At 54.3% G+C, this 19957-nt stretch carries 19 protein-coding genes; 15 read left to right on the forward strand and 4 right to left on the reverse strand.

Translation table 11 applies throughout. The features are described 5' to 3' along the window. Positions 1-5: 5 nt before the first annotated feature. From LH23_RS20870 to yejF, 11 genes are all read left to right on the forward strand, one after another. On the forward strand, positions 6-266 hold the full coding sequence (locus LH23_RS20870; protein WP_039295447.1) for a DUF2534 family protein: 261 nt from the start codon (positions 6-8) through the stop codon (positions 264-266). A 164-nt stretch (positions 267-430) separates the two neighbouring features. Beyond that, the gene (gene yeiP, locus LH23_RS20875) at positions 431-1003 is read left to right on the forward strand and encodes an elongation factor P-like protein YeiP (RefSeq protein WP_008459912.1); all 573 of its coding nucleotides are present in this window, start codon (positions 431-433) and stop codon (positions 1001-1003) included. A gap of 191 nt (positions 1004-1194) precedes the next feature. Next, the gene (locus tag LH23_RS20880; RefSeq protein ID WP_039295449.1) at positions 1195-2661 is read left to right on the forward strand and encodes a mannitol dehydrogenase family protein; all 1467 of its coding nucleotides are present in this window, start codon (positions 1195-1197) and stop codon (positions 2659-2661) included. Between the two features lie 150 nt (positions 2662-2811). Continuing rightward, positions 2812-3789 (forward strand): CobW family GTP-binding protein, encoded by a 978-nt coding sequence (locus LH23_RS20885; protein WP_039295451.1) that lies wholly within the window; start codon positions 2812-2814, stop codon positions 3787-3789. Between the two features lie 45 nt (positions 3790-3834). Further along, a complete protein-coding gene (locus tag LH23_RS20890) occupies positions 3835-4539 on the forward strand; it encodes a phosphatase PAP2 family protein (RefSeq protein WP_039295453.1) in 705 nt (234 codons plus the stop codon). Positions 4540-4958: 419 nt separating this feature from the next. Continuing rightward, the gene (gene mepS / locus LH23_RS20895) at positions 4959-5525 is read left to right on the forward strand and encodes a bifunctional murein DD-endopeptidase/murein LD-carboxypeptidase (protein ID WP_039295455.1); all 567 of its coding nucleotides are present in this window, start codon (positions 4959-4961) and stop codon (positions 5523-5525) included. Between the two features lie 251 nt (positions 5526-5776). Next, on the forward strand, positions 5777-7357 hold the full coding sequence (locus LH23_RS20900) for a cyclic di-GMP phosphodiesterase (protein WP_039295457.1): 1581 nt from the start codon (positions 5777-5779) through the stop codon (positions 7355-7357). 108 nt (positions 7358-7465) lie between these two features. Continuing rightward, positions 7466-9289: an extracellular solute-binding protein gene (locus tag LH23_RS20905; protein ID WP_039295458.1), complete on the forward strand. Its 1824-nt coding sequence runs from the start codon at positions 7466-7468 to the stop codon at positions 9287-9289. A 1-nt stretch (position 9290) separates the two neighbouring features. After that, the gene (locus tag LH23_RS20910; protein ID WP_039295460.1) at positions 9291-10388 is read left to right on the forward strand and encodes a microcin C ABC transporter permease YejB; all 1098 of its coding nucleotides are present in this window, start codon (positions 9291-9293) and stop codon (positions 10386-10388) included. Then, positions 10385-11410, forward strand: a complete 1026-nt coding sequence (locus LH23_RS20915; protein WP_039295461.1) for a microcin C ABC transporter permease — start codon at positions 10385-10387, stop codon at positions 11408-11410. Before LH23_RS20910 ends, LH23_RS20915 begins: the two co-directional genes overlap by 4 nt. Positions 11411-11412: 2 nt before the next feature. Further along, positions 11413-13002, forward strand: coding sequence for a microcin C ABC transporter ATP-binding protein YejF (gene yejF, locus LH23_RS20920; protein ID WP_039295465.1), 1590 nt, complete (start codon positions 11413-11415; stop codon positions 13000-13002). A gap of 3 nt (positions 13003-13005) precedes the next feature. On the opposite strand, the gene LH23_RS20925 is transcribed toward yejF, so the two are convergent. From LH23_RS20925 to rsuA, 3 genes are all read right to left on the reverse strand, one after another. Then, positions 13006-13350 (reverse strand): YejG family protein, encoded by a 345-nt coding sequence (locus tag LH23_RS20925; RefSeq protein ID WP_008459886.1) that lies wholly within the window; start codon positions 13348-13350, stop codon positions 13006-13008. 337 nt (positions 13351-13687) lie between these two features. Continuing rightward, a complete protein-coding gene (locus LH23_RS20930) occupies positions 13688-14884 on the reverse strand; it encodes a Bcr/CflA family multidrug efflux MFS transporter (RefSeq protein WP_039295467.1) in 1197 nt (398 codons plus the stop codon). Between the two features lie 15 nt (positions 14885-14899). Beyond that, complete coding sequence (gene rsuA / locus LH23_RS20935; protein WP_039295469.1) at positions 14900-15601, reverse strand: 16S rRNA pseudouridine(516) synthase RsuA; 702 nt, start codon at positions 15599-15601, stop codon at positions 14900-14902. A gap of 198 nt (positions 15602-15799) precedes the next feature. Here rsuA and LH23_RS20940 point away from each other — a divergent pair, with 198 nt between their 5' ends. From LH23_RS20940 to LH23_RS20950, 3 genes are all read left to right on the forward strand, one after another. Further along, positions 15800-17560 (forward strand): DEAD/DEAH box helicase, encoded by a 1761-nt coding sequence (locus LH23_RS20940; protein WP_039295470.1) that lies wholly within the window; start codon positions 15800-15802, stop codon positions 17558-17560. Positions 17561-17687: 127 nt separating this feature from the next. Continuing rightward, positions 17688-17972, forward strand: a complete 285-nt coding sequence (gene rplY, locus LH23_RS20945) for a 50S ribosomal protein L25 (protein ID WP_039295472.1) — start codon at positions 17688-17690, stop codon at positions 17970-17972. 92 nt (positions 17973-18064) lie between these two features. Continuing rightward, on the forward strand, positions 18065-18520 hold the full coding sequence (locus tag LH23_RS20950; RefSeq protein ID WP_156108075.1) for a DOPA 4,5-dioxygenase family protein: 456 nt from the start codon (positions 18065-18067) through the stop codon (positions 18518-18520). A 50-nt stretch (positions 18521-18570) separates the two neighbouring features. Here LH23_RS20950 and yejK read toward each other — a convergent pair whose 3' ends face one another. Next, entirely contained in the window at positions 18571-19578 is a 1008-nt protein-coding gene (yejK, locus tag LH23_RS20955) for a nucleoid-associated protein YejK (protein WP_039295474.1), read from the reverse strand. A gap of 136 nt (positions 19579-19714) precedes the next feature. Between yejK and LH23_RS20960 the strand changes: the two genes are divergently transcribed. After that, positions 19715-19942, forward strand: a complete 228-nt coding sequence (locus tag LH23_RS20960; RefSeq protein WP_008459871.1) for a YejL family protein — start codon at positions 19715-19717, stop codon at positions 19940-19942. The last annotated feature ends 15 nt before the right edge of the window (positions 19943-19957 follow it).

The raw sequence follows: 19957 nt of genomic DNA on the forward strand, positions 1-19957 counted from the left end.
CTGATATGCTTGCAAAACTTCGTACCCCAGAAGGTAAAAAGTTCCTTATCGCGGTTACCATCGTCTTTACTATTGTCGTGTCGCTTATTTCAAAGGTGACCTTTGAAGGCGTGGAAGAGCAGTACAACTGGCCAATGGAACAGTGGACGCTGGATATGTTTATCATGCAGGGCGCGTGGGTCACTATCTACACGATCATGTTCACTATTCTGTGTTCGCTGCCGTTTGCTTTCTATTTCTTAGCACCTAAGGATGGCCGCGGCTAGGGCGTTTTCCGCGTCTGGCGTGTCGGCAAAGCAGGATGTTGCCGACACGCTTGCCTTAAACCCCTTACTTTTGTGCTTCTTTATCAAATCCGCTTGCCTGAAACGCGCCTCACGAGTACTTTGACGCAATATTTTCGCATCTCAATTTTTGACAGGAAACACCGATGGCAAGAGCTAACGAAATCAAAAAAGGCATGGTTCTCAATTACAACGGCAAACTGCTGATTGTTAAAGATATTGATATCCAGGCTCCCAGCGCACGCGGCGCAGCAACCCTGTATAAGATGCGTTTCTCCGATGTTCGCACCGGGCAAAAAGTGGAAGAGCGCTTCAAAGGCGATGATATCGTTGACACCATCACCCTGACACGTCGCTTCGTTGACTTCTCCTACATCGACGGCAACGAATACGTATTCATGGATAAAGAAGATTACACGCCGTACATCTTCACCAAAGACCAGATCGAAGAAGAGCTGCAGTTCATTCCAGAAGGCGGTATGCCGGATATGCAGGTGCTGACCTGGGACGGCCAACTGCTGGCGCTGGAGCTGCCGCAAACCGTGGATCTGGAAATCATCGAAACGGCTCCGGGCATCAAAGGCGCTTCCGCCAGCTCCCGTACCAAGCCAGCAACGCTGTCCACCGGCCTGGTGATTCAGGTGCCGGAATACATGGTTGCCGGGGAAAAAATCCGCATTCATATTGCAGAAAAACGCTCTATGGGCCGCGCCGACTGATGATAAATGACGCTCCTTCGGGAGCGTTTTTTTTAATCTCACGATCGAAGTTATTATACCAATTTCATCCACCCGCTCTATTATCAGACCTGCATCACACAAAAGTGATTAACTAAACAGACCAATTTTATTTCCTGTCATACAGCTTTACACTGCATAGATTCCCACCTCCCTACACAGGATGCGACTCTATGGATACCCTTGCCACTGCTTCACTTCCGGATACCGTTCAACGGCCAAACTACGACCGCCGCGCGCTTAAAACGCGTATCGTGCATTTTGGGTTTGGTGCTTTCCACCGTGCACATCAGGCCTTGCTCACCGACCGAGTACTCAACAAGCTGGGCGGCGACTGGGGGATCTGTGAGATCAGCCTGTTTAACGGCGATAAGCTGATGCAAGATCTTCGGCAACAGGATCATCTTTTCACGGTGCTGGAGAAAGGGGCGGCGGGAAACCAGGCGCGGGTTATCGGCGCCGTGAAAGAATGCCTGAATGCGAAGCTGGATGGCATGGAAGCCATCATAGAGAAGTTTTGTGAGCCACAGGTCGCCATTGTTTCCCTGACCGTGACCGAAAAAGGCTACTGCATCGATCCCGCCAGCGGAAAGCTGGATACCACCAATGAGCGGATTATTCACGATCTGGCGTCGCCCCAGGCTCCGCATTCCGTACCAGGAATACTTGTAGAGGCACTAAGCCGCCGCCGCGAGCGTGGATTAACCCCGTTTACGGTCTTATCCTGCGATAACATTCCTGATAACGGGCACCTGGTTCGCCAGGCCGTGCTGGGTATGGCCGCGAGTCGAAGCGCCGGGCTGGCAGAATGGATTGCCAAAGAAGTCACCTTCCCCAGCACCATGGTTGACCGCATTGTTCCGGCAGCCACTGAGGAATCGCTGCAGGAAATTGCGGAAATACTGGGCGTACAAGACCCCTGTGCCATTGCCGCCGAGCCGTTTATTCAGTGGGTCGTCGAAGATAATTTTGTAGCCGGTCGCCCGGAGTGGGAAGCCGTCGGGGTGGAAATGGTTGCCGATGTGGTGCCCTACGAGCAGATGAAGCTGCGGATGCTCAACGGCAGCCACTCATTTCTGGCTTATCTAGGCTATCTCGCCGGTTACCCGCATATTAATGATTGCATGGCCGACGAGCACTTTACCCGTGCGGCAAAGCACCTGATGCTGCAGGAGCAGGCGGTGACGCTGAATATTCGGGGCGTCGACTTGAATCAGTACGCCGCCAGCCTGCTCGAGCGGTTTGCAAATCCGGCCCTGAAGCATCGCACCTGGCAAATTGCCATGGATGGCAGTCAGAAGCTTCCCCAGCGCTGGCTGGAAAGCGTTCGCTGGCATCTGGCAAACGGCAGCCACTGGCCATGCCTGGCGCTCGGGATCGCCGGCTGGATGCGCTACGTCAGCGGCCTCGACGAACAGGGCCATGCGATTGACGTTCGCGATCCGCTTCAGGGCAAAATTCAGATGTTGGTGAGCGACAGCGGCGAAAACGAACGCGTCAGCGCCCTCCTCAGCCTGAACGAAATTTTTGGTGATGACCTGCCCAAAAACGAAAAATTTGTCGAAAACGTTCAGCAAGCCTGGCAGCAACTCATTCGCCTGGGCGCGCGCGGCGCGGTCGAAAACTTGCGCTTAAGTTAACAATCAATGCGCTTAACGTGGTCTTACGGTGCGGTAAGCCGCGTTAAGGCTTCTCTTTTCTCCGGGTTGTCGTCAGGATAGTCAGCGTAAATGATGAATAATCACTGATAGATTGACGTGGTTTACAGGCAGTAAACCCCCGGAGTCACCGTGACAAAAACGAATTTAATTACCGGCTTTCTGGGCAGCGGTAAAACCACCACCATTTTGCATTTACTGGCCAACAAGCCCGCCGATGAAAAATGGGCGGTGCTGGTCAATGAATTTGGTGAAGTGGGCATTGATGGTGCCCTGCTGGCAGACAGCGGCGCGCTGTTGAAAGAGATCCCTGGCGGCTGTATGTGCTGCGTTAACGGCCTGCCGATGCAGGTCGGCCTTAATACCCTGCTGCGCCAGGGCAAGCCAGACCGCCTGCTAATTGAACCCACCGGCCTTGGCCACCCGAAACAAATCCTGGATATGCTCACCGCTGACGTATATCAGCCGTGGATTGACCTGCGGGCCACGCTTTGCCTGCTCGACCCACGCCAGCTTCTGGATGAAAAAGCCCTGAATAATGACAACTTCCGCGACCAGCTAGCCGCGGCGGACGTCGTTGTGGCGAATAAACAAGATCGCGCCACGTCGGAAAGCCAGGCCGCTTTAGATAGCTGGTATCAAAATAATGGCGACGGCCGCGAGCTGGTTCACGCGGAAAAAGGGGGCGTCAGTATTGCGCTGCTCGATAAACCAAGACTGAACCAACGTGAACTGCCGTCCAGCCCTGAGCACCAGCATGCCCAATCGGTCCCTCATGGCCTTGCCGCGCTGAGCCTGCCGGGGCATCAGCGCTGGCGTCGGAGCGTGAACAGCGGGCAGGGTTATTACGCCTGTGGTTGGATTTTCGATGAAGAAACCGTTTTCGACACCATTGGCCTGCTGGAGTGGGCACGTCTTGCCCCGGTTGAGCGGGTCAAAGGCGTGCTGCGTATTCCCGAAGGCCTGGTGCGTATCAACCGCCAGGGCAACGACCTGCATATTGAAACGCAATCCGCACCACCGCTGGATAGCCGCATCGAATTGATTCACCTGGCTCAGCCTGACTGGAATGCCCTGCAATCCAGCCTGTTGAGCTTACGTTTAAGTTAGCGCGTCTACCTTTGCGCCCCCGTAATGAGATTTAGAAGCTGTATCATGATTAATCGCCTTCCGCTTATCCTGCTCCTGAACGTCCTGGGCATCGCCCTGTTCTTCAGCTGGTACCTGCCAGAGAACCATGGATTTTGGTTCAACATCGACGCCTCGCTGTTCCATTTCTTTAATAATGAACTGGTCAAGAGCCATACCTTTTTAACGCTGATTGCCATCACCAATAACCGGGCCTTCGACGGCATTTCGCTGCTAGCAATGGGCGCGCTGTTTTCCTGGTTCTGGCTGCATGAAGATGGCGCGGGCCGCCGCCGCCTGGTCCTGATGGGCGTGGTGATGCTGCTCTGCGCCGTGGTCATCAACCAGCTCGGCCACCTTATCCCGGTGGTGCACGCCAGCCCAACTCTGTACTTTAAAGACATTTATCGCGTCAGCGAGCTGCTGCACTTCCCGACGAAAGACGCCTCAAGCGACAGCTTCCCCGGCGATCACGGCCTGATGCTGCTCATCTTCACCGGTTTTATGCTGCGTTATTTCGGCCCACGAGCGTTTCTTATTGCCGTCGCGATCTTCTTTGTCTTCTCTTCACCAAGAATAATGATAGGCGCGCACTGGTTTACCGATGTCTACGTCGGGTCACTCTCTATTGCTCTGGTTGGCCTGCCCTGGGTGCTATTAACCCCAATCAGCGACCGGTTAATTTCTATACTGAACCGTACTGTTCCGGGAAAATATAAAGCGTCCCGCTGACGGTTAATAAGTGATGAAGATAGTCAACGAGCAGAGGCTATCAGGGCCTTTGCTTATTTTTTCAGCATCATGACAGTAAGATGAATATTTACTCATACAAAATCCGCTTCAATTTGAATGACCTGACGATAAAACCAGCAGAATCGCCGATCATTTGTTCGAAATAACCTTTCGCGACGAATCATCACAATTTCTTATAAAAATAAGAATAAAAACGCTCGCATAGCCTGGTTTTATCGGGTAGTCTCGGGAAAGTTTGCTCTGCGGCTGATCTATTTGTGCTGTGAATAAAAGTGTGCGATGTTCCACATTTTTGTGCATGAATAATTGTCTCGTGGCTTTTAGGTAATTAGTCTCGTCACGTTGGTATTTTTGTATAACGAATTATTCGTTAAGGACATCAAGGGAAAACAAACAAAATGGTCAAATCTCAGCCTATTTTGAGATACATCTTGCGGGCGATACCCGCGATTGCGGTGGCAGTTATGCTCTCCGCCTGTAGTTCGACTAACACAGCAAATATGCATTCTGAGACGCATGCAGTCGGTGAAAAAGATGGTTTTTTACTGCAAGCCTCTCAGGATGAATTCGAAGAGATGGTTCGTAATGTTGACGTGAAGTCACGCATTATGGAGCAATACGCGAGCTGGAAAGGTGTACGCTACCGTCTTGGCGGCAGCAGCAGAGCTGGCATTGATTGTTCTGCCTTCGTGCAGCGCACGTTCCAGGAACAGTTTGGTTTAACCCTGCCTCGTTCAACGTCTGAGCAGCAGGAGTCCGGTAAATCTGTTTCGCGTAACAAGTTACGCACCGGCGATTTAGTGCTGTTCCGTGCAGGTTCAACTGGCCGTCATGTAGGCATCTACATTGGGAATAACCAATTTGTACATGCTTCCACCAGCAGCGGCGTTGTGATTTCCAGCATGGACGAGCCTTACTGGAAGAAGCGTTACAACGAAGCGCGTCGGGTGCTAAGCCGCAGCTAACGCCGCAGTAAGATATGTTTTGTTGAGAGTTATTCCCTTGGCTACTCAGCAAAAGCACCAACGTTAAGAACGCTGCCAATGCAGCGTTTTTTTATGCCTGTAATTCAGACGTTTACTCTTTTCGCTAAAAATTGAAAAATGAAATAGTTACCTTGTGAAACAAGTTAAACAATTTCCTGGTTATGGGTTATAGTCAGAAAAAAGCACAAAACAAACGATGATTCGCTTGCCCCTGCGGGACTCATAATTCCATGTCTTATAGAAATATTTTTTCGCGCTACTTTAGCACCCCAAAGCAGATAGTCGCGTTTAGCCTGCTGATGGGATTATGTGCCGCATTATTTATCGGCGGGCTAACCAGCCTGGCACTCCATTCCAAGCGGGAGTCCGCTTATAATCTCCTCTCTCGCGACATCAGCAACTATCTCGATACCTTCTTTAAAGATCTTCACGCCACCGCCGAGGGTATCCAGCCTTTAACCATGAACGAGTGTGAAAGGGTCAGCGGTGAACTGACTTCTCGTGCGGCTTTTAATCCCAATGTACGAGCCTTTTTGCTGGTGCGTAACGGCATCGCCTACTGCTCTTCCGCCACCGGCAACATGGAAATGTCGATGGATGCGCTGGAGCCCGAACTGAACATCAATAAAACCGTCGACCTGGCGATCATGAACGGCACACCAATGATGCCGGGCAAGCCGGTGATTGCCGCCTGGTTTCTTAACCCACTGGCCTCGGGGCGCGGCGTTTTTACTACGCTAAACGTCAATCTTACGCCCTACCTGGTGTTCACCTCCCGCCAGCAGGACATCAGCTCCATGGCGCTGGTGGTAGGCAACAAGGCGCTCACGTCCTATTCACCCGACGTGATAAATACCGATGAGCTTCCCCCCTCGCCCACCAGAATTTCTGTGCTTAACGGCTACCCGATTAAACTCTACATTTATGGTACGCCGTGGCCGCTGGAGGACATTCAACTGGCCATTCTGGCCGGGTTATTATCCGGCCTGTTGAGCGCCGCGCTGTGTGGTTACTTTCTGTCGGTCAAAGTACGGGCGGGGAAAGAAATTCTTACCGGCATCAAGCGGGGGCAATTTTTTGTTGTTTATCAGCCCGTGGTCGACTCACAGGCTCTGCAGATGCGTGGCATAGAGGTGCTGATGCGCTGGGAGCACCCAACGGCGGGTATGATCCCCCCGGACGCGTTTATCGGCTTTGCCGAAGCTCAGCAGTTGATTGTGCCACTCACGCGCCATTTGTTTGAATTGATTGCCCGGGACGCACCTGCGCTGCAAAAAGTTCTGCCCGCCGGAGCCAAGCTGGGCGTGAATCTCGCCCCAAGCCATCTTCACTCCCCGACGTTTAAGCAGGATATTCAGGCCTTCGCCGCTTCACTGCCGCCGCACCATTTCCAGTTAGTGTTTGAGATAACCGAGCGCGACATGCTGAAAGAAAAAGAAGCCATGGGCATTTTCGCCTGGCTGCACGAGCAGGGGTTTGAAATTGCGGTGGATGACTTCGGCACCGGCCACAGCGCGCTGATTTACCTCGAGCGTTTTACGCTGGATTATCTGAAGATTGACCGCGGCTTCGTCAACTCTATCGGGATGGAAACGGTGACTGCGCCGGTGCTGGACGCCGTGCTGACGCTGGCTCAGCGCCTGAACATGAACACGGTAGCGGAAGGGGTAGAAACGCCGGAGCAGGCGAAATGGCTTATTGAGCGCGGCTGTAACTTCCTGCAAGGCTATTACTTCAGCCGCCCCCTGACCCTAAGCCAGCTTGTCAGTTGGAACCCTTCCCACACGCTTTATGACGAATTGAAAGACTGACAGGCATTGCGCAATCTTCATCGGCTAACTTATGATTAACCATCATGGGCTTACCGGGCGCGGCCGCGTGACGCCTGCGCTTTCCCACCCACCGGGCAAGGAATGAAGATGACAAAAGCTGTACGTGCACTGATGCTGCTTTGCCTGAGCACCTTTTCCCTTACGCCACGCGCCGCAGAGATAAACGAAAGCTACTCTTTTGCCGTCCTGGGCGAACCTAAATACGCTGTCAACTTCACGCAGTTTGATTACGTCAATCCCGCAGCCCCCAAGGGCGGTAATATCACGCTCTCGGCGATTGGCACTTTTGATAACTTCAACCGTTTTGCCATGAGGGGTAACCCGGGCGTTCGCACCGACACGCTGTACGACCCGCTGTTCACCACTTCTGATGACGAACCCGGCAGCTATTATCCTTTGATTGCCGAGATGGCCCGCTACCCGTCCAACTTTGCGTGGGCTGAAGTGTCCATTAACCCGCGAGCCCGCTTTCAGGATGGCAGCCCAATTACCGCCCAAGACGTCGCATTTACCTTCAATAAATTCATGACGGAAGGCGTGCCGCAGTTCCGCCTGATTTACAAAGGGGCGACGGTACGCGCCATTGCGCCGCTCACCGTGCGTATTGAGCTTGCCACGCCGAGCAAAGACCGGATGCTGGGCCTGTTTTCGCTCCCGGTGTTCCCGGAGAAATTCTGGAAGGATCACAAGCTGAGCGACCCGCTCTCCTCCCCACCGCTTTCCAGCGGGCCGTATAAAATCACCGACTGGAAAATGGGGCAATACATCACCTATTCGCGAGTGCGGGATTACTGGGCGGCAAATCTACCCGTTAACCGTGGGCGCTGGAACTTTAATACCATCCGCTACGACTATTATCTTGATGACGACGTGGCTTTTGAGGCGTTCAAGGCCGGGGCGTTTGATTATCGTACTGAAGTCTCAGCCAAAAACTGGGCCACGCGCTACATCGGGAAAAACTTCAGCAACCATTACATCGTCAAGGATGAGCAGAAAAACGAATCCGCCCAGGATACCCGCTGGCTGGCGTTTAACATCCAGCGCCCCATTTTCAGCGACCGCCGGGTAAGGGAAGCCATCGGCCTGGCCTTTGATTTTGAGTGGATGAACAAGGCGCTGTTTTATGGCGCTTACAGCCGGGCCAACAGCTATTTTCAGAATACGGAATACGCCGCTCGCGGTTACCCGGATGCCGACGAACTGATGCTGCTGGCGCCGATGAAAAAGGATCTCCCACCGGAGGTCTTTACCTCAATCTATAATCCGCCTAAATCTGACGGACGCGGGTTTGACCGGGAAAACCTGCTCAAGGCGCTCAGCCTGCTGAAAGAAGCGGGCTGGGAGTTAAAAGACCAGAAGCTGGTAAACGTAGCCACTGGCCAGCCGTTTGTGTTCGAACTGCTGACCGGCACGACCGGCAACACGCAATGGATCCTCCCCTTCCAGCGCAATTTGCAGCGCCTGGGCATTACCATGAATATTCGTCAGGTCGATAACTCGCAGCTTTCAAGTCGCCTGCGCAGCCGTGATTACGACATGATGCCCCGACTTTACAGCGCGATGCCTTACCCAAGCCCGGATTTACAAATCATCTGGGCATCGGAGTACATCAATTCGAGCTATAACGCACCCGGCGTGCAAAGCCCGGTTATCGACAAGCTTATTGAGATGATTATCGCCAGCCAGGGTGATAAGAAAAAACTGCTGCCGCTGGGCCGCGCCCTCGACCGCGTGCTGACCTGGAACAACTACATGCTGCCGATGTGGTATACGTCAGCCGACCGCCAGGCTTGGTGGAATAAGTTCTCCCGCCCGGCCATCCGTCCAATCTATAACAACGGCTTTGATAACTGGTGGTATGACGTAAACAAAGCGGCGAAGCTGCCTGCCGACCGACGCCAGGGGGACTAACGTGGGCGCTTATATTCTGCGGCGTTTGCTGCTAGTCATTCCCACCCTGTGGGCGATAATCACCATCAACTTTTTCATCGTGCAAATCGCACCAGGCGGCCCGGTTGATCAGGCTATTGCGGCCATACAGATGGGCCACAGCAGCGGTATGCCGGGCATGAGTAACGACGCCATGGGCGGCGGCCATGCGCGCACCGGCGTGGGGGATGTCACCAGCAGCCAGTACCGGGGCGGCCGCGGCCTGGATCCGGAAGTGATAGCAGAGATTGTGCATCGCTACGGGTTCGATAAACCGCTGCACGAGCGCTATTTCACTATGCTCGGCGACTATTTACGCTTCGACTTCGGCAACAGTCTGTTCCGTAGCTCCTCGGTGATTAAGCTGATAAAAGACAGCCTGCCCGTTTCCATTTCCATCGGGCTGTGGAGCACGCTGATTATCTATCTGGTGTCGATTCCGTTGGGGATCCGTAAAGCAGTCAGCAATGGCAGCAGTTTTGATATCTGGAGCAGCATTTTCATTATTATCGGCTACGCCATTCCGGCGTTTTTGTTTGCCATCCTGCTGATTGTGCTGTTTGCCGGGGGCACTTATCTCGACTGGTTCCCACTGCGAGGGCTAACGTCGGCCAATTTTGAGACCCTGCCCTGGTACAGCAAAATCACCGATTACCTGTGGCACATCACGCTGCCCGTGCTGGCGACGGTCATCGGCGGCTTTGCCACATTAACCATGCTGACGAAGAATTCCTTTCTCGATGAAATTCGCAAGCAATACGTGGTGACGGCGCGAGCCAAAGGGCTGGATGAGAAAAAAATTCTGTATCGCCACGTCTTTCGTAACGCGATGCTGCTGGTGATTGCCGGGTTCCCGGCGACGTTTATCAGCATGTTCTTCACAGGCTCGCTGCTGATTGAGGTGATGTTCTCGCTTAACGGGCTGGGTCTGTTGGGCTACGAAGCCACGATTTCCCGCGACTACCCGGTGATTTTCGGCACCCTTTATATTTTTAGTCTGATTGGCCTGCTGACCAACATCATCAGCGATGTTACCTACACGCTGGTCGACCCCCGTATCGATTTTGAGGGACGCGGATGAGCCGATTAAGTCCGGTAAACCAGGCGCGCTGGGCACGCTTTCGTCAGAACCGTCGCGGCTACTGGTCGCTGTGGATCTTTGCGCTGATTTTTGTCCTGAGTATGGGGTCTGAGCTGGTCGCCAACGAGCGCCCGCTGGTGGTGAGCTACGAAGGCAAGCTCTGGTTCCCGGCGCTGAAAAACTACAGCGAAAGTGATTTTGGCGGCCCGCTCTCAACCCCTGCGGACTACCAGGATCCCTGGTTAACAGAACGCCTGAATGAAAAAGGCTGGATCCTCTGGGCGCCGATCCGCTTTAGCAGCAACACCATCAACTACGCCAGCAATGTCCCTTTTCCTTCACCACCCAGCGCACAAAACTGGCTTGGTACCGACGCCAACGGCAGCGATGTGCTGGCGAGGATCCTCTACGGCACGCGCATTTCCGTGCTCTTCGGCCTGTTGCTGACCTTTTTCTCCAGCATCATTGGCGTGCTGGCCGGGGCGGTACAGGGCTATTACGGCGGGCGCATTGACCTGTGGGGACAGCGGTTGATTGAAGTCTGGTCCGGCATGCCGACGCTGTTTTTGATCATCATGCTCTCCAGCGTGGTACAGCCCAATTTTTGGTGGCTGCTGGGTATTACCGTTTTGTTTGGCTGGATGGGGCTGGTGGGCGTTGTGCGGGCAGAATTTTTGCGCACCCGCAACTTCGACTATATTCGGGCGGCGCAAGCCATGGGCGTCAGCGACTGGTCAATCATGACCCGGCATATGCTGCCCAACGCCATGGTGGCTACCCTGACCTTCCTGCCGTTCATTCTGTGTGCGTCGATAACAACCTTAACCTCACTGGATTTCCTCGGCTTTGGTCTGCCGCTGGGATCGCCGTCGCTGGGTGAACTCGTGTTACAGGGCAAAAACAACCTTCAGGCACCGTGGTTGGGCATCTCTGCGTTCTTGTCTCTGGCCATTTTGCTCTCCCTGTTAATTTTTATTGGCGAAGCGGTTCGTGACGCCTTCGACCCGGCTAAGGCGCGCTGACCATGACCACTCCGCTACTCGCTATCAACAATCTTTCTATCGCTTTTCAGCAGGGTAGAACCCTGCGGCAGGTGGTGGACTCGGTTTCGCTCCAGGTGGAAGCGGGTGAAACGCTCGCGCTGGTCGGCGAGTCCGGCTCAGGCAAGAGCGTGACGGCGCTTTCCGTGCTGCGCCTGCTGCCGTCCCCGCCGGTGGTTTATCCCTCCGGGGAAATTTTGTTTCACGGTAATGACCTGCTAAACGCGCCGGAAAAGACACTGCGTGGCGTGCGCGGCAACAAAATTGCGATGATATTTCAGGAACCAATGGTGTCGCTCAACCCCTTGCACACCCTCGAAAAACAGCTGTACGAAGTGCTCTCTCTGCATCGGGGAATGCGGCCCGAACCTGCCCGCGCGGAGATACTCACCTGCCTCGATCGCGTGGGCATTCGCAACCCTGCAACCCGGCTCCAGGACTACCCTCACCTGCTGTCCGGCGGCGAACGCCAGCGCGTAATGATTGCTATGGCGCTACTGACCCGCCCTGAATTGCTGATTGCCGATGAGCCGACAACGGCGCTGGATGTTTCGGTTCAGGCGCAGATCCTGCAATTACTGCAAGAGCTGAAGCAGGAACTGAATATGGGCCTGCTGTTTATCACCCACAATCTGAGTATCGTGAAAAAGCTGGCGGACAACGTGGCGGTGATGCGTCACGGCAAATGCGTGGAGCAACAATCCACCACCGATCTGTTCAGTCATCCACAGCATCCCTATACCCAGCAGCTGTTGAATGCTGAGCCATCAGGCGACCCCGTGCCGCTGGCAGCAGACGTTACCCCCCTGCTCAAAGTTGAGGATCTGCAGGTGGCGTTTCCGATTCGCCGGGGGCTGCTGAAAAGAACGGTGGGTCACCACTACGGGCTGAAAAATCTCAGTTTTGAACTGCGCCCTGGAGAGAGCCTGGGGCTGGTTGGAGAATCGGGATCGGGAAAAAGCACCACCGGGCTGGCGCTGCTGCGGTTAATTCATTCCACGGGCGCTATCTGGTTTGACGATCAGCCTCTCCACCAGCTCAACCGCAAGCAGCTGCTGCCGCTGCGCCATCGGGTGCAGGTCGTATTCCAGGACCCCAATTCCGCCCTGAATCCACGTCTGGATGTGCTGCAGATTGTAGAGGAAGGCCTGCGGGTGCATCATCCGGCGCTAAACGCCGCAGAACGTAAGGCCAAAGTGATTCAGGCGCTGGAAGAGGTCGGGCTGCAGGCGGATATGCTCCACCGCTACCCGGCTGAGTTTTCCGGTGGCCAGCGCCAGCGCATCGCTATCGCCAGAGCGTTGATTTTGCAGCCGCAGCTTATCGTGCTGGATGAACCCACCTCTTCGCTCGATCGCTCAGTGCAGGCTCAGATTCTGGCGCTGTTAAAATCACTGCAGGAAAAACACCGCCTGGCTTATATCTTCATCAGCCATGATTTACAGGTAGTGAAAGCACTTTGCCATCAGATGGTGGTACTGCGTCAGGGAGAAGTGGTCGAACAGGGAGACTGCAGGCAGATTTTTAGCGCCCCACAAAGCGACTACACGCGTCAGCTGCTGGCGCTCGCCTGAAATTCAGAAAGGGTTATGGCTGGAAAATGACTCGGCGATAGCGACACCCACGTTTTTCAGGCGACAGGTTGCCGCCAGCTCGTCCTGCAGGTTAACAAACAGGCACGGCTCGCCTTCACACTCCACGACGGAGCTGTCCACTTCAATGTCGCTCAATGCCTGGCTAAGCGTATCCATGATTGGCCACGCTTTTTCCCCGTCCGGGCTAAGCAGTTTCAGGCCAATCAGGCAATCATCATCCTGTTGCGCATTTTGCGGAATCGGTTCAACTCTGGAGCCTGCAAAACCCGTCAACCAGCGATAGCTCTGCGGCAAACGATGCACGATGGACAGTTGTATGGTGTTCAATTTCATTTCCCCGGAAGTTCCAATCGGCAATTTATCTCAAACTCTTTACACAAAGGTTAACACAATGTTGATAAATTGCGTTTAAACGAGCATTAAAACGGCTCACATCTCATGTAGAGATTTCAAAACTAACGCTTTATTTTTGTGCTATGGCACGCGTTTCGGCGCTATATGTATCGCTTTCTGAGATCTAACTCAACCTTTTTAACTACAAAGTTGTGACTTTTTACAGTTGAGCCTTTTACATATACGAAACATATATCCTATATCAACAGAGATTATACGGGAATTTTCGGGGAGAGCACGGGCGTTTCTGATCAGAAACGCCCGTGGATTTTCAGGCTTTTGTGTGGCGGGCTTTGCTGGCGTAGAAGTAGAACAGCACGGAGGCTGTCGCACAAATGGCAATAGACCAGATCATCGGCCACGCGGTATTAAAGGTGGCCACCGAGAGCAGCGCCCCGGTTAACGCGCCAATGCCAAAGCGGAATGTCCCGGCCAATGAGGATGCAGTACCCGCCATATGCGGGAATTCATCCAGAATGACCGCCATTGCATTAGATGACACCAGCGACACACAGCTGATAAACACCGCCACGCCAAGCACCATCGCCCAGAAGCCAAAGTCCAGCTGGCTGCTGAGCACCAGCCATACCGCCATCGCAAACTGAATGTACAGCCCGGCACGGAACATGTTAATGGCCCCAACCCGGCGCACAAAGCGGCTGTTGATCATGGTCATGAAGAACAGGAACACAACGTTCAGTGCAAAGTAGTAACCGAAGTGCTGCGGCGAAACATGGTTTAATTCGATGTAAACGAACGGCCCGGCGCTGAGGAACGAGAACATTCCGGCAAAGCTAAAGCCGCTGGCCAGCATATAGCTCAGCACCCGCTTATGGCGGAACAGCGTAGCAAAGTTGCCCGCCGTGGTGCGCAGGTTAAACTTCTGCCGCATTTCAGGGGCGAGCGTTTCGTGAATAAAGAAGAAAATCATCGCCGATGCGAGCAGCGCGGCGGCGGCCAGAATCCAGAAGATCGTGTGCCAGCTATACCACACCAGTACTGCACCCCCGATCATTGGCGCCACCAGCGGCGCAATGGTCGTTATCAACATCACGAAAGACATCATTCGGGAGAACTCTTCTTTCGGGTAGATATCGCGCATCAGGGCGTTGATCACCACGCTCGCCGCCGCGGCCGCGAGACCGTGCAAAAAGCGCATCCAAATTAGCTGATCGATGGTCTGGGAAAGCGCACAGGCAATTGCCGCCAGCGCAAACACCAGAGTGCCACCAAGCACCACCGGCTTACGTCCCAGGCTATCGGCCATCGGCCCATAGAAGATCTGCCCGATGGCAAAACCCAAAATATAGGTACTGAGGGTCATTTGTGCGCTGCCTGCCGGGACATTAAAGCCCTGGGCTATCATCGGCAACGCCGGTAGGTACATATCGATGGACAGCGGCATCAGCATCGCCAGCAGGCCAAGGATAACGATAATACCGACAGAAGAGTTCTGTTTACGGCTCAAAAGTGACTCCGGTGATTAGGGCATGCCGACGCTGGCAATTTCCTGTTCGGTTAACGGGCGATACTCCCCTGGCGCCAGTTCAGGATCCAGGGCGATGTCGCCAATACGCTCACGGTGCAGTTCAACCACATGATTGCCTACGGCAGCAAACATGCGCTTTACCTGGTGGTAACGGCCTTCGCTGATGGTCAGACGCACTTCCGTCGGCGTGATGACTTCCAGCACGGCAGGTTTGGTGAGATCTTTCTCATTATGCAGCTGAACGCCTTTGGCGAAGTGTTCCGCCGTGCCTTCTTCAACCGGTGATTCCAGCGTCACCAGATAGGTTTTCTCGCAATGATGGCGCGGAGAGGTAATGCGGTGTGACCACTGGCCGTCGTCCGTCATCAATACCAGCCCGGTGGTGTCGATATCCAGACGGCCCGCGGCGTGCAGCTTGTGTGCTACTGGCTCATCGAGGAAGTAAAGCACCGTTGGGTGATCGGGATCGTCGGTGGAACAGACGTACCCCTGCGGCTTGTTCAGCATGAAGTAACGCGGGCCGTGCTGCTGAGTCAGTGGGTTATCATCAAACGCTACCTGATGTTCCGGCAGCAGTTTAAAAGAGGCGTCACGCACAACTTCCCCGTCAATGGTGACGCGGTTAGCACGGATTTCACGGCCAGAAATAGCGCGGCTGATGCCGAGCTGCTGAGAGATAAATTTATCGAGTCGCATTAGTGTATTGCCTGTTTCATGAAGGTGCCGACAAGCGAGCGTGCGGCAGGGGCTGAAGCCCACATTCAGGTGGAAATTGGTTTGCCTGATAATTAGTTTGCCAGTATAGCGACATCAAAAACTCTCTCAAGGTAAAACCGTGCTTTATGGCATAATCGTTGCAGTCACTTGATAACAAGGTTGAAAAACCGCCCGGCCATGTCCTTTACTCTTCGTCCTTACCAGCAAGAAGCGGTGGATGCCACCCTCAGCTACTTCCGCAAGCACCCTGAACCTGCCGTCATCGTGTTGCCCACCGGCGCGGGCAAAAGCCTGGTGATTGCCGAGCTGGCAAGAGTGGCTCGCGGGCGCGTGCTGGTGCTGGCCCATGTGAAAGAGCTTGTGGCGCAAAACCACGCGAAGTATGTCTCTCTCGGGCTGGAGGCGGATATTTTCGCCGCTGGCCTGCAGCGTAAGGAAAGTCAGGGCAAAGTAGTGTTCGGCAGCGTTCAATCCGTTGCCCGCAACCTCGAGCATTTCCACGGTGAGTTTTCCCTGCTGATTGTCGATGAGTGCCACCGAATCGGCGACAGCGACGAAAGTCAGTATCAGCAAATTCTGGCGCACCTGCGCGGCAACAATCCTAACCTGCGGCTATTGGGGCTGACCGCCACCCCCTTCCGCCTCGGCAAAGGCTGGATTTATCAGTTTCATTACCACGGCATGGTTCGCGGTGATGAAAAAGCGCTGTTTCGCGACTGCATTTACGAGCTGCCGCTGCGCTATATGATTAAGCATGGTTACCTGACGCCGCCTGAACGGCTGGATATGCCGGTGGTGCAGTACGATTTTAGCCGCCTGCAGGCGCAGTCCAATGGGCTGTTCAGCGAGGCGGATCTAAACCGCGAGCTGAAACAACAAAAACGCATCACACCGCATATCATCAGCCAGATCGTTGAATTTGCCGCAGACCGGCGCGGCGTGATGATCTTTGCCGCTACGGTAGAGCACGCGAAAGAGATAACCGCCCTCCTGCCCGCCAGCGACGCGGCACTGATTACCGCCGACACGCCAGGCCCGGCGCGCGACACGCTCATCGACGCATTTAAAAATCAGCAGTTCCGCTTTTTGGTGAACGTGGCGGTATTGACCACCGGCTTTGACGCACCGCACGTTGATCTGATAGCCATTCTGCGTCCTACCGAGTCCGTAAGCCTTTACCAACAAATTGTTGGTCGCGGCCTGCGCCTCTCTCCGGGGAAAAAAGACTGTTTGATTCTCGACTATGCCGGAAACCCACATGACTTATTCACACCGGAAGTGGGCCACGCTAAAGGGAAGAGCGACAACGTGCCGGTGCAGGTCTTTTGCCCTTCCTGCGGGTTTGCCAATACCTTTTGGGGGAAAACCACCGCAGACGGCAAGGTGATTGAACACTTTGGCCGCCGCTGCCAGGGCTGGTTTGAAGACGATGACGGCCTGCGCGAGCAGTGCGATTACCGCTTCCGTTTTAAAAACTGCCCAAACTGCAATGCTGAAAATGATATCGCCGCCCGGCGCTGCCATCAGTGTGACCACATCCTGGTCGACCCGGACGATATGCTTAAAGCGGCGCTGAAGCTGAAAGATGCCCTGGTACTGCGCTGTAGCGGCATGACGCTTCAGGCCGGCGGAGATGCTAAGGGCGATTGGCTTAAAATCACCTATTACGACGAAGATGGCGCAGACGTTAGCGAGCGCTTCCGCCTCCAGACGCCAGCCCAGCGCATGGCGTTCGAACAGCTGTTTATCCGCCCGCACTCACGCGCGCCCGGCGTGCCATTACGCTGGATCACTGTCGCAGATGTTGTGGCTCAGCAGCCGCTGCTACGCCATCCAGATTTTGTGGTAGCCCGTAAAAATGGCCAGTTCTGGAACGTACGTGAAAAGGTTTTTGACTACCAGGGGCGCTTCCGGCGGGCCAACGAATTACGCGGCTAACCGGTACTTTTCATTGCCGGCAGAGCCGGATACGGCTATAATGCCGCCCGCTTTTGCATCCGCAAAGCAGAAAACTTTACCTGCTGCTGGGTCGCCTGTAGCAGGCTTATTTAAAGAGAAACAGTCAATGTTTACTATCAATGCAGTAGAACGTAAAGAGCATGGCAAGGGTGCGAGCCGCCGCCTGCGTGCAGCAAACAAATTCCCAGCTATCGTTTATGGTGGCGCGGAAGCTCCTGTATCCATCGAACTGGATCACGACTCCGTAATGAACCAGCAGGCTAAACCTGGTTTCTACGAAGAAGTTCTGACCCTGTCTATCGACGGTAAAGAAGTAAAAGTGAAAGTTCAGGCTGTGCAGCGTCACCCGTTCAAGCCAAAACTGACTCACATCGACTTCGTTCGCGCTTAATCGCGAGTTAAGTTCGAAAAAAACCCCGCTTCGGCGGGGTTTTTTGTTATATAAGCATTCGACGCCACGCCTGGCCAAAAGAGACAAATTCCATGGTTGAAAAAATCCCTGCGGGTACATCGCTAATGCCCGCCGTAGAGAAGGATATCCAGGCTATCAGGACGATACAAAGCTACCACGCCCACATCTATTTCGAGACGCCGGAGCAAAGGCTGATTGCGGAAGGGATCCGGGCAGAAATTGCGCTGCGTTTTTCAGTGCTGCTGGGGCGCTGGCACGATGTGCCCGTTGGCCCTCACGCGCTGCCGATGTACCAGGTCGCTTTTATGCCGGAAGAGTTTGCGCGATTTGCGCCGTGGCTGATGCTGAACCGCTGCGGGTTAACCGTGCTGCTGCATCCCAACACCGGGCAGCCCAGGGCCGATCATACCGATCATGCCGTCTGGATGGGGCAAAAGCTGGAGATTCGGCATTTACAGCGACTGCCTGAAAGCGAGGGCCCGGAGCCGGAGTACATCCCGAATACTGCCCCTACGATTGCGCCGTAAAGTTAGCGTTTTGATACGGCCCGGCTGAAAACGCGGGCCGTGTTGGCAGATTATTTACCTGAGGTACGGCGCTGAAGCTGATCGCGCAGATTCGGCGGCGTCCCTTTAATGGTTAAAGTATCGGTTGTCGGGTCCCAGAAAATACGCTCCCCCAGCAGCATGGCATCGAAGTTAATCGTCAGCCCGCCGCCGCTACCGGCGTATTTGGTCAACTGCCGCAGCGTCCCGCGATCCGCCGGGAAGCTCTCTTCCAGCTCATAGCCCTTCTCAGCGGTAAACTGCTGGAAGTTCTTGTCGTCAACCGCCCACGGCAGTTCATCGGCCAGCGAAGAGAGTTCGATCTCTTCTCCCGCCTGAAGTTGCTCGTTGCAGTAAGCGTAAACCTGCTGGCGCGCGGCCTGGCGTTCGTTTTTGTCCAGCTGAGCTTCGTTCGTGAAGTCGTCCAGCGCCTGCAGCAGACCTTTGTTCTGCGCTTTGGCGTTCAGCCCTTCGCTGGCGCCCAGGAAGTCCATAAAGAAATCAGCCACTTTGCGCCCCACTCTGCCCTTCAGGAAGGTCAGGTAGCGGGTAGATTCCGGATTGGTTTCCCATTCGGTCAAATCAATACGCGCCACGATATCCGCATGGTTGATGTCGAGATAGTGGGTCGCGCTGATATCCAGCTCTTCGTTAACGCGCATGCTGCTCAGATTGTTCAACACCGCCACCAGCAGATATTCTACCGCCAGGTAACGATAATGGCAGAACAGCACGATACCGCCGTCGGCAAACGGGTATTTTGCCAGTTCATCGCGAAGACGACCGGTTGCCGCGCGGGTGAAGGCAAGAAAATCTTCATCGCCATTACGCTGCAGGCGCAGCGCTTCAGCCAGTTCGCTCTCTTCGCTGAAAAGGCCGTAAGCTTTATTTTTAGCGCTATATACGCGATGCAGCTCCGCCATCATCTCTTCGACGGCACCGTCAGTTGCCAGCAGCGAGTCGCGCAGCACGACGTCCAGCGTCTGCTCATCGCGCTTAATCAATTGATGCAGGGCAATCTGGTTGATATCCAGACTCATGTTAAACTCTCCTTTAAGACCGGGCGGTATTCAACCACTGCCGCTACCGGGACGCAAGTCGTGATAAAAAAGCGGAAAAATCGTCCCTGCTACGGTAAGATAATGCCCTTTCCCGAATACGAATGATTTTTAATTTATGCCACAAACATCCCGCTACAGTGACGAACAAGTTGAAGCGATGCTGACCGAACTGGCAGCCGTGCTGGAAAAACACCACGCGCCTACCGATCTTTCCCTGATGGTATTGGGAAATATGGTCACCAATCTGATAAACACCGACGTGGCGTCCGCTCAGCGTCGTCCTTTGGCTCGCTCCTTTGCTGAGGCGCTTCAAGCTTCGGTGAGCGAAGATAAAGCCCACTAAGGAACTATCGTAACA

The sequence above is a fragment of the Cedecea neteri genome, assembly GCF_000758305.1.
In the GTDB taxonomy this organism is placed as follows: Bacteria; Pseudomonadota; Gammaproteobacteria; order Enterobacterales; family Enterobacteriaceae; genus Cedecea; species Cedecea neteri_C.